Raw genomic sequence first — 10,421 nt, forward strand, 5'->3', positions numbered from 1 at the left:
AAACCCAAGGGGCTGCTGCGCAGCCCAACGCGGGGCAAGCCCGCTCGCCACAAGGAGATATGTCTGGCGGGAACAGGCTTGTACAAAACCTTAGAATTTCCCACAAAGACCGCGCAAAGCCGCAACATTGAGGCCTTGCCCAGATCCTGTGGGAGCTGGCGACAGCCTGCGATCACCGGCAAAGCCGGTGCCATCCTACGCAGGCCCGTCCCCCTCAGAACCCTTTGCTGTAGAACAGCGAGTACGACTCGATCCCGTCGTTCGGCTGCTTGATGCCGGCATTGGAGTAATGCATGGCCCGGATGCCTACCTTCTGTTCACCCGGCAGCTTCAAGCCAAAGCCGATGCGGTCCTCGAAGTTGACCGAGGAGCCCAGACGCTGGTCGCCCACTTCGGTCTTGGAGAATGCCGCCAGGCCGATGCCGGCTTCGATGTAAGGGGTGTAGGTGAAACCTTTGAACTCGTAAACGAACACCGGGCTCAGCGATAGCGAGTGCGCCCCGCTGTAGTCGCCGCCTTCCCAATAGGTGTAGGCCGCATCCCAGTAACCGGTCACAAAACCGGTATCGCTCTCCAGCCAGCGCTTGTCCCAATCGAAGGACAGGCCCAGGCGGTAAGTCATGTCACCTTGGGTGGTGGCGCCGACGGCACCGGAAACCTGCGCAGCCTGTGCCGAACAGGCACCAGCGAGCGCCAACGCAGCAACGGCCAGCGAAGCGGCAAGACGGGTCTTCATCAACGGTTTCTCCTGATGGTCGTGTACAGGCCCGCGTCTGTCAGGCGCGGGCCTGTGGCAAATGGGGGCTTGGCCCCTCGTTATGTGCCGCAGGTGACCGCCGCATCCCGGGCGGTCACAAGTGGTAATACTTTCAGGAGTATCGTCCGAGTAGCGCAAAAATTGAAGGTGTTTTGCCACTATCGTGCAACTTTGCTGCAGTGCGTCACAACTGCCCTCAGGCCTTACGTGATCTCGCGGTCCTTGGTCTCAGGCAGGAAGAAGATGCCCAGTACCGCTGTCATCACCGCGATCACGATTGGATACCACAGCCCGTAGTAGATATCCCCGGTCGCCGCCACCATGGCGAATGCGACGGTCGGCAGGAAGCCGCCGAACCAGCCATTACCGATGTGGTACGGCAGCGACATGGAGGTATAGCGGATACGCGCCGGGAACAGCTCCACCAGCCAGGCAGCAATCGGGCCGTAGACCATGGTCACGTAGATCACCAGCAACGTCAGCAACAGCAGCACCATGGGGTAATGGATCTTCGCGGGGTCCGCTTTTTCCGGATAGCCGGCTTCCTTCAGTGCGCCGCTCAGGGTTGCCGTAAAGGCCTCATTGCGCGCCTTGAACTCCGCCGCTGGCAGGCTGCTGCCGTCAAAGCTGGGCAGCACCCGCTCGCCGATACGCACCTGTGCCACGCTGCCGGGTTCAGCGGCCTGGTTCTGGTACGGGATGGCGCGCTTGGCCAGCAGGCTCTTGGCGATGTCGCACGAACTGGTAAAGCGCGCCTTGCCCACCGGGTCGAACTGGAACGCGCACTGCGCAGGGTCGGCGACCACCACCACCGGGTTTTGCTCCTGGGCGACGAACACGTCCGGGTTGCCGTACTCGGTCAGGCCCTTGAAGATCGGGAAGTACGTCAGCGCCGCAATGATGCAGCCAGCCATGATGATCGGCTTGCGGCCAATGCGGTCCGACAGGCTACCGAAGAAAATGAAGAACGGTGTGCCGATCAGCAGTGACCCAGCTATCAGCAGGTTTGCCGTCTGTGGGTCGATCTTGAGCATCTGCAGCAGAAAGAACAGCGCATAGAACTGGCCGGTGTACCACACCACTGCCTGCCCTGCGGTGCCGCCAAGCAGCGCCATGATCACGATCTTGAGGTTGTCCCAGCGGGCGAACGATTCGGTCAGTGGTGCCTTTGATGCCTTGCCCTCGGCTTTCATCTTCAAAAACACCGGCGACTCATTGAGCTGCATGCGGATATACACCGAAATCGCCAGCAGCACGATCGACAGCAGAAACGGCAGCCGCCAGCCCCAGGCCTCGAAGGCCTCGGTGCCCATTGCCGTGCGGCAGGCCAGAATAACCAGCAGCGACAGGAACAGGCCCAGGGTGGCGGTCGTCTGGATCCATGCGGTAAAAAAGCCGCGCCGGCCCTTGGGCGCATGTTCGGCAACATAGGTAGCCGCCCCGCCGTATTCACCGCCCAATGCCAGGCCCTGCAGCAGGCGCAAGGTAATGAGGATCACCGGCGCCGCTACGCCAATGCTGGCGTAGCTGGGCAGCAGGCCCACCACCGCCGTGGACAGGCCCATGATCACGATGGTGATCAGGAACGTATGCTTGCGCCCGATCATGTCGCCCAGCCGGCCGAACACAATTGCGCCGAACGGGCGCACGGCAAAGCCTGCCGCGAACGCCAGCAAGGCGAAGATGAACGCCGTTGTTTCGTTAACCCCGGTAAAGAAGTGCTTGGCGATGATTGCTGCCAGCGAGCCGTAGAGGTAGAAGTCGTACCATTCGAAAACGGTGCCAAGCGAAGAGGCGAAGATGACCTTGCGCTCCTCCCGGGTGATGCCGCGTTGGGGTGCGCTACTGCCCGAGGACGCGCTGTCGATAACCGCCATGGGTTGCCTCCGTCACAGTTTTTTGGACCGGAGTGCCCCAACGAATCCATCCGCACGCACCCAGCCCTTAGGCTTGCAGGTTGCGGCGAAGCACGACGAGGCACAGCCTCGGATCGCGGCAAGGTATGTGAAGCATAATCGGCTTTGCCGGGATATCCACCCGGCAAGCAATGCCTGGGCTATTGGCCGCGCAAGTCTTCGAAGAACGCCTGGCGCCCATCCACCAGTGCCGAGGCGCGCGGCTGGTTTACCGCCTCTGCGTTGGGCCTCTCCACATACCAATAGCAATGGCTGACCGCACGGGTGATCGCAACATAGGCCAGGCGTTGCACCTCTTCCTTTTGCGCGATATCGAACGCCTGGGCATCGCCGGGCTTGCCCAGCCCGGCCAGCCGGTAGACCTGGTTCTTGTATGGCGAGCTGGTCAGATACTGGCAGTCGCCAAGCATGAATACCGCATCGGCTTGCAGGCCTTTGGCGCTGTGATAGGTCAGTTGCTTGAAGCGGCGCTGGCTCGGCGGCAAGCTAGAATCTACTTTAAGTATTGGCAATAAATGCTGCTCCATCAGTGACTTATCGTTACTTTTTCGATACAGCATCATCACCGTTTCGCCCTGCTCATAGTGCTCCACCAGCGTTTGCGCCAACGCCACCTCATCGCGCTCGCACACTTTTACCGGCGCCAAAGGCAGCTCGGCAGCCGGCCCGCTGGCCCGGGCTTTCTTGCCGGTAATCGCCGGCGTGCCTTTGACCAAGTGCTCGGCTGCGTCGATCACGTGCTGCTGGCTGCGGTAGTTGTCCACCAGCATCACCCGGGTATGGGCCGGGGATGGGAAGGCCTTGGTGAACTCCATGAAATACTTCGGCGAACTGCCGCGCCAGCCATACACTGCCTGCCAGTCATCCCCTACGCACATCAGCGAGGAATGCTGCGCACCGCGCCCGGCATGCATGGCCGGGCCACGTCTGCGAATCTCAGCCAGGCTTGCGCGCAACCAACTGACGATCTGCGGTGAGACGTCCTGGAATTCGTCGATCATCAGGTGCGCCAGGGGCCGCAGCAAAGGGTCCGGCAGCAGCTTGAGGTTCTCGGGGTTATTCTCGCCGAACAGGGCAAACATGCGGTTATAGGTCATCACCGGCGGCGACTGGGCCAGCAGGTGCGCTTCCAATGCCTTCCAGAACAGAGCCAGCGCCTCGAAAAACGGCCCATCGCTGTCACCGGGCGCAAAACTCATGGCGGTCACGGCGTGGCTGACGTCCAGCCCGAGGTTTTCGATAAAGCTGGCGGCGCCGACGAAAGCGTCCAATAGCGGCGCTGGAGCAAGCTCGCCTTTGACCTTGTATTCAAAGCCAGGGCCGGCCACTGCGTCGCCCGCCAAGGCGGCAGCCAGGCGCTTGGCTGAAGCATAGTTATCTAGCCATATCAGCGGCTTATCGCAGAAAGCTTGAAACAAGGTGCGCTTTACCGCCCACTCTGCACGTACTGTCAGCTTGGCGCCGGGGCGCTGATACTGGGCGCTTTCAGAAGGGTCGAAGCCCAGCACCACCCAGGCATCCAGGCCTTCGAGCCGGCCCTGCACATGGAACCGGCTGCCACGAATCTGCACGGTGTCGCGGCACGGCTCTATCCCTTTGATCGGCCACGCGCCTGCGGCAAACCACAGGTCTTCGATAACGTCGCACAGCTCTTCATCGCGCTGGGCAGCCAGTTGCGTCACCTGCACGCGCTTTTGCACATCCGGGTGGTCCGGGTCGACCGGCTTGAGCAGCAGTGCTTCCTGACGCAAGGCGCCCACCAGGCTGGCAAAACGCGGACTCTGCTCAAGCAAGTCGTGGTAGCACAGGTTGAGCTGCTGGCGCTGCGCATCGTTCAAGCGCAGGTCGAACGGGTTGCTGTCAGCTGCGGCCTCGTTGCCGGCGGGCATGTCATGGCCGAGGGTCTCGAACGCACGCACCTGGTTGAAGCCCGGCAGGCTACGCACCAATGGCAGGATGCGCGAATGGAAGGTGCGTACCAACTCGCGACCCTGCACCGGCGAAAGCTCCAGTTGCCAGAGCGCGAACACCTGCAAGAGGCGCTGAATGAAGTCCTTGCGCGACTCGCGGGTGAACGTGACCACAGTCATCGCGTCCAGCTCGAAGCTCAGGTAATGGCGCAACAATAGAATGCGCAGCACCAGTGAAGTGGACTTGCCTGCGCCCGCCCCGGCCACTACGCAGGTGGACGGGGTGTCGCTGAAAATCAGCTTCCATTGTGCAGCACTGGGCTGGGCATGCGCCGGCAGGCGCTTGGCGACGTCAGCCTTGAAGCGCTTCTTCAGCTCTGCCGTCAGCGGCAGGCGCCAGTCATCGAACAGCTTGTCGTCTTCGCCCGGCACCGCCGCACTTTGCGCGCGCAGGTCGCGAATGACCAATACCTGGCGCCCCGCCTCATAGCCCTCGGCACGGCCGCGTTCGTAACCGTCGCGCAGCCCGTCGGCGTGGCCATTGCGCTGGCCGGTGGCGTGGCCCAGGAACCAACTGTCGCGGTGCTGCGCCTGCAGGCGGCTCAGGCCGCGGCCCAGCAGGCGTGCGGCCAGCCTGCGCAACCAGGGCAACTGGGCGGGTGGGGTCAGGTCAGCCGGTGCGTGGGGATGCTCGTTGGACACGGTCACTCCAAGGGATTCAAAACAGTGGCCATGTTCGCGCTATCTATTGAAAAGTGCCAGCGAATGCTTATGGATCAGTGGATTAGGCGATGAACCGCATGCAGATACACAGCTAAAACAATCGATAGAACTGATCATATTAAGCCGATATTCACGCTTTTTTTAGATCTTTCAGCGCGGCATCATGGCCCCATTCCACCCCATTACAGGAGCACGACCATGCTGCAACTCAGACCGTTCGACAGCCTCGGCCACGCCAACCACGGTTGGCTCGACGCCCACCACCACTTCTCGTTCGCCGAATACCACGACCCAGCACGTATGCACTGGGGCAACCTGCGGGTCTGGAACGATGACTGGATTGCCGCAGGTAGCGGCTTCCCGCCGCACCCGCACCGCGACATGGAAATCATCACCTATGTCCGCGAAGGGGCCATTACCCACCAGGACAGCCTGGGCAACAAAGGCCGTACCGAAGCGGGCGATGTACAGGTAATGAGTGCCGGCAGCGGTATCGTGCACAGCGAATACAACCTGGAGAACGTCGACACGCGCATCTTCCAGATCTGGATCGTGCCCGAAAGCGTTGGCCAGGCGCCGTCCTGGGGTACCCGACCGTTCCCCAAAGGTGAGCGCGGCGAAGGTTTCGTGACCCTTGCCAGTGGCCGTGAGGGCGACGAAGACAGCCTGCAGATCCGCACCGATGCCCGCCTGGTAGCCGCCACTTTGCGCGCCGGTGAAAGCGCCGAATACCGTTTCGATGAAGGTCGCCGCGGTTATCTGGTGCCGGCCAAAGGGCTGGTAGAGATCAACGGCCTGAAGGCCAAGGCCCGCGATGGCGTGGCGATCGAGCACGAGACCGTGTTGACGGTCACTGCGCTCGAAGACAGCGAAATCGTGCTGGTCGATGTGGCTTGAGCACGGGCCGCTGCTGCGGCCCGGCATCACCCCGCCCGCTCCTGCGGGCGCTCTATTGCTGGATTTCCATGCGCAGCAGCGCCGCACCCAGGCATTTGCCATGGGCATCCAGCGCCAACGAGCGGGTCACCCCGCCGCGCAGTAACCCCGGCAGCACAAAATTCAACGCGTGCAGTTGTGCCAGCACATGGCGCTGCACGGGCTGTGCGTCGGCATCACGCAGGTGCGCGAACCAGTCGGCCACTTTCTGCGCCGTCACTTCACGCTCCAACACCGCGAAATCCTCCGGCCGATAGGCAATCAGCGAGATGTTCGAGGTATCGCCCTTGTCACCGGTACGGGTATGGGCAAGCTGTTGCAGGCGGATGATCATGGGCACACCTCCAGATGAACACGTGGAACGGCCAGTTCGCGCGGCAGCAACACGCTCGCCACTGCCAGCACTTCGCGTACCTGGCGGGTAGCGCCGCCGCCACCGGCCGGGCCGTTGGTGTACAGCGTCTCCACCTCATTGGCCAACGCCTGAGCCGCCTCGCGGGTCGCGCAGCGCCCGGCAACCCGCAGGCGCACCTCCCAAGGCTCGGCCGCTGCGTCGAAGGTGCTGCCATGCAGCGAATCGACGCCCATCAGTTCACAGCGCAGCTCCTGCACGGCAACGCCAGTCAACGCCAGGCGTTGTTCGACCACCTGCCCGGCCAGCCGCGCCCGCGCCACGGCATTCGGCCCGCCGTAGGACATCTGCCCTTCCCCGATCCAGCCGTCGCGGTAACCCACGGTGACTTTCAGCCGCTCTGGCCGTGACTGGCCCTGCGCACCGCTGGCCAGCACCTGGTCTGGCCCAAGCAGCTCGAAAGCAACAGCGGAAAAGTCGGCAGTGACGTCCGGCGTCAGGTACCGGCTTGGGTCGTGAACTTCGTACAACAATTGTTCGGTGCAGGTGGCCACATCGATACGCCCGCCAGAGCCTGCAACCTTGCTGATACGTGCAATGCCGTCTGGGTCGATTTCGGCCAGCGGGAAACCCAGCCGCGCAAGGTCCGGCACCTCCTTGAGGCCCGGGTCGGCGAAGTAGCCACCGCTGACCTGCCCTGCGCATTCAAGCAGATGGCCAGTCAAGGTGCCCCGGCCCCGGCGTAACCAGTCGTCTTCGGCCCAGCCGAACGCATGCACCTGCGGCGCCAGAAACAGCGACGGGTCTGCAACGCGGCCGGTAATCACCACGTCGGCATCCTCGGCCAGGGCCTGAAGAATGCCTTCGACGCCCAGGTAAGCATTGGCCGACACCATCCGCTGGCCAAGTGCGGCGACGCTTGAGCCGTTATCCAGGGTCCACTCAGGGTGCGCACGCAGCACCTCAAGCACATCATCGCCCTCAACGGCCGCCACCTTGAGCCCGCTCAGCCCCAGTTCACGGGCGATGGCCAGCACGTGCTGCGCCGCGGCCTGCGGGTTAGCCGCGCCCATGTTGCTGATGATGCGCAAGCGCCGCCGGCCTGGCTGGCGTACGTAGGGCAGCACGCCGCGCATACGGGCGCCAAGCAGAGGGTCGTAGCCGGCCGCAGGGTCAGCCAGACGTGCCTGCTGGGCCAAGGCGATGGTGCGCTCGGCCAGGCATTCGAAGATCAGGTAGTCGAGCTGCCCGTCACGGGCGAGTTCGATGGCAGGTTCCAGACGGTCACCGGAATAGCCGGCGCCCGCCCCGATTCGCAAGGTTTGCATGCTCAGAAAACTCCCAAGGCCAGCGCGGTCAGGGTCATCAGTACCGACGCGGCAAACAGAAACGGCAGGGTGAAGCGCTGATGGTCCGCAAGGTCCAGCTTGCACAGGCCCACCAGCAGGAAGGTTGCAGGCGTCAGCGGGCTTACCGGGAAGCCTGTGGTGTGCACACCCAGCAGCGAAGCCTGGGCCACCTGCACCGGGTCCACGCCCAGCGAGCGGCCAACCTCGGCGATCACCGGCATCACCCCGAAATAGAACGAGTCCGGGTCGAACAGCAGGCTCAACGGCATCGACACAAAGCCCACCAGCGCCGGGATCAGTTGGCCGTGGCCTGGAGGAATCTGTTGCACAGCCACCTCGGCCATGGCCTTGAGCATGCCGGTGCCCTGCATGATGCCGGTGAACACCCCGGCCGCCAGCAGGATACTGGCCATGGTCAGTGCGGTACGGGCGTGGGCATCGATGCGCTCGCGTTGTTGGTCGACCCGCGGGTAGTTCAGGCACAGCGCCGCCACAGTGCCGAGCATGAACATCACCACCGGGTCGACCCAGCCGGCGATCATCACCGCCATCACCAACACGGTCAGCAGCAGGTTGGGCCAGAACATCCGCGGCCGGCGCAAGGCCTGCTCCTCGGTGCTGAGCACCCGCTCGGGCGCGGTGATGTCGCCGCCGGCCAGCAGCCCCAGGCGCTTCTCTTCACGGCGGCCCAGCCACCAGGCGCAGGCAAAGACGAACGCCAGGCCCACCAGTTGCACCGGGATCAACGGCTGGAATAGTTCCGATACCGGTACATGCAGTGCGGCTGAGGAGCGCAGCACCGGCCCGGTCCAGGGCAGGAAGTTGACGCCCGCCGCCATGGCCGCAACGCAGGCCAGCACCCGTCGGTCGATGCCCAGACGGGTATACAGCGGCAGCATGGCCGGCACCGTCACCAGGAATGTCACCGCCCCCGAACCGTCCAGGTGCACCAGCAACGCCAGCAGTGCCGTGCCGCAGACGATCCGCGTCGGCCGCGTGCCCACGGCGCGCAGGATACGGTCGATGATCGGGTCGAGCATGCCGGCGTCGGTCATCACGCCGAAGAACAGGATGGCAAAGATGAACATGCCCACCACGGGGGCGACGTTCTTGATGCCAGTAATGATGAAGCTGCTGGTCTGCAGGCCATAGCCGGCCAGCACTGCCGCGATCACCGGGAACGCGATCAGCGCCACCAAGGGCGAGATACGTTTGCTCATCACCGCGACGAGCAAAGACAGGATGGTAATGACGCCATAAAGGGCGAGCATGGGGGGACTCCGGCTTGTTTTTGTTGTTGGCCGGAGTATCAGCAAGCGTGCGACTTTGTGTAAATTGCAATTTAAAGCCAGGCACATTCGAAAAAACAAAATGAAAAACGCCCTGCAGCATATTCGCGCCTTCATCACCGTCGCCCAGCGCGGCAATTTCGCCCGCGCAGCGGACGACCTGCACCTGTCGCCCTCGGCGCTTACCGTGCAGATTCGCCAGCTCGAGGAATGGCTGGGGGTGGCGTTATTGGAGCGCAGCCCGCGCCACGTGGCACTGACCGCCGCCGGGCGCGAGGCGCTGCCGGCCATGGAGAAACTGTTGCTGGACCTGTCCAATATTGTCAGTGCAAGCCAGGGGCTGGCAGCGGTGCGGCGCGGGGTGGTCACCGTCGCCGCCCTACCCTCGCTCTGCGCCGGCGCCCTGGCCGAATGCCTGGCGCAGTTTGCCCAGAGCCACCCAGGCATTGAAGTGCGCCTGCGCGACCTGGTGGCCGAGCGCATCAATGAGCGGGTGCGCGACGCGGATGTCGATTTTGGCATTGGCGTGCGCAGCCAACTGGGCCATGGCCTGGAATTCAGCCCACTGCTGCGTGACCGTTTATGCCTGTTCGTACGCGCGGACCATCCACTGGCCGAGGGCGCGCTGACATTGGCGGCGCTGGATGACCAACCGATGATCCTGACCGGCCGTGACAGCAGCGTGCGCGCGCAGATCGAGCAAGTGTTCAGCGAGCGCGGGCTGCGCCTGCGGGCGGTGATGGAAGCCAATTACATGTCGACGGTGCTTGCCCTGGTGCGCAACGGGTTGGGCATCACCCTGCTGCCCGAGTCGGCGGACGATGGCGAAGGGCGGCTGGTGCGCAGGGCCTTGCCAGAGCCGGGCCTTGAGCGCGAGCTTGGGGTCATCACCCGTAGCGAAAGCAGCCTGTCGCCTGCGGCTGCGCGGTTGCTGGAATGTTTGCAGGGCATCAACCTGTAGACTGGGTAACTGCTGTGCAAGCCCGCCCTGGCCCCATCGCAGGCTGTCGCCAGCTCCCACAGGGTGTGGGTCAAGGCACAATATCGAGGCTAGACACATTCACTGTGGGAGATTCTATGGTTTTGTACAACCCTGTTTTCGCCAGACAGATCTCCTTGTGGCGAGCGGGCTTGCCCCGCGTTGGGCTGCGCAGCAGCCCCATGGGTTTTCAGGGCTGCTGCGCAGCCC

Annotated in this window: 8 protein-coding genes; 2 read left to right on the top strand and 6 right to left on the bottom strand. The window is 63.3% G+C overall.

What is annotated here, in order from left to right; all coding sequences use genetic code 11:
• Positions 1-214 precede the first annotated feature (214 nt).
• From HU720_RS22945 to HU720_RS22955, 3 genes are all read right to left on the bottom strand, one after another.
• Entirely contained in the window at positions 215-736 is a 522-nt protein-coding gene (locus tag HU720_RS22945) for an acyloxyacyl hydrolase (RefSeq protein ID WP_186523257.1), read from the bottom strand.
• Positions 737-960: 224 nt separating this feature from the next.
• Positions 961-2,634: an MFS transporter gene (locus HU720_RS22950; RefSeq protein WP_186523259.1), complete on the bottom strand. Its 1,674-nt coding sequence runs from the start codon at positions 2,632-2,634 to the stop codon at positions 961-963.
• A gap of 179 nt (positions 2,635-2,813) precedes the next feature.
• The gene (locus HU720_RS22955) at positions 2,814-5,285 is read right to left on the bottom strand and encodes a UvrD-helicase domain-containing protein (RefSeq protein WP_186523262.1); all 2,472 of its coding nucleotides are present in this window, start codon (positions 5,283-5,285) and stop codon (positions 2,814-2,816) included.
• A 219-nt stretch (positions 5,286-5,504) separates the two neighbouring features.
• On the opposite strand from HU720_RS22955, the gene HU720_RS22960 reads away from it, so the two are divergent.
• Complete coding sequence (locus HU720_RS22960; protein ID WP_186523263.1) at positions 5,505-6,203, top strand: pirin family protein; 699 nt, start codon at positions 5,505-5,507, stop codon at positions 6,201-6,203.
• Between the two features lie 52 nt (positions 6,204-6,255).
• Here the strand turns inward: HU720_RS22960 and HU720_RS22965 are convergent, their stop codons facing one another.
• Genes HU720_RS22965 through HU720_RS22975 form a run of 3 tightly spaced genes read right to left on the bottom strand, consistent with a single transcriptional unit; the run spans position 6,256 to position 9,214 of the window.
• Positions 6,256-6,570: a hypothetical protein gene (locus tag HU720_RS22965; RefSeq protein ID WP_186523267.1), complete on the bottom strand. Its 315-nt coding sequence runs from the start codon at positions 6,568-6,570 to the stop codon at positions 6,256-6,258.
• 2 nt (positions 6,571-6,572) lie between these two features.
• A complete protein-coding gene (locus HU720_RS22970) occupies positions 6,573-7,922 on the bottom strand; it encodes an acyclic terpene utilization AtuA family protein (protein ID WP_186523264.1) in 1,350 nt (449 codons plus the stop codon).
• 2 nt (positions 7,923-7,924) lie between these two features.
• Positions 7,925-9,214, bottom strand: a complete 1,290-nt coding sequence (locus HU720_RS22975) for a citrate:proton symporter (RefSeq protein ID WP_186523265.1) — start codon at positions 9,212-9,214, stop codon at positions 7,925-7,927.
• Positions 9,215-9,314: 100 nt separating this feature from the next.
• Between HU720_RS22975 and HU720_RS22980 the strand changes: the two genes are divergently transcribed.
• Positions 9,315-10,193: a LysR family transcriptional regulator gene (locus HU720_RS22980; protein ID WP_186523266.1), complete on the top strand. Its 879-nt coding sequence runs from the start codon at positions 9,315-9,317 to the stop codon at positions 10,191-10,193.
• Positions 10,194-10,421: the final 228 nt, after the last annotated feature.

The organism is Pseudomonas sp. SWRI51, from assembly GCF_014268825.1.
GTDB lineage: Bacteria > Pseudomonadota > Gammaproteobacteria > Pseudomonadales > Pseudomonadaceae > Aquipseudomonas > Aquipseudomonas farsensis.

Coding starts and splice junctions, on each gene's coding strand:
- HU720_RS22970 (WP_186523264.1), bottom strand. CDS start 7,922: ATGCAAACCTTGCGAATCGGGGCGGGCGCCGGCTATTCCGGTGACCGT.
- HU720_RS22960 (WP_186523263.1), top strand. CDS start 5,505: ATGCTGCAACTCAGACCGTTCGACAGCCTCGGCCACGCCAACCACGGT.
- HU720_RS22950 (WP_186523259.1), bottom strand. CDS start 2,634: ATGGCGGTTATCGACAGCGCGTCCTCGGGCAGTAGCGCACCCCAACGC.
- HU720_RS22945 (WP_186523257.1), bottom strand. CDS start 736: ATGAAGACCCGTCTTGCCGCTTCGCTGGCCGTTGCTGCGTTGGCGCTC.
- HU720_RS22980 (WP_186523266.1), top strand. CDS start 9,315: ATGAAAAACGCCCTGCAGCATATTCGCGCCTTCATCACCGTCGCCCAG.
- HU720_RS22975 (WP_186523265.1), bottom strand. CDS start 9,214: ATGCTCGCCCTTTATGGCGTCATTACCATCCTGTCTTTGCTCGTCGCG.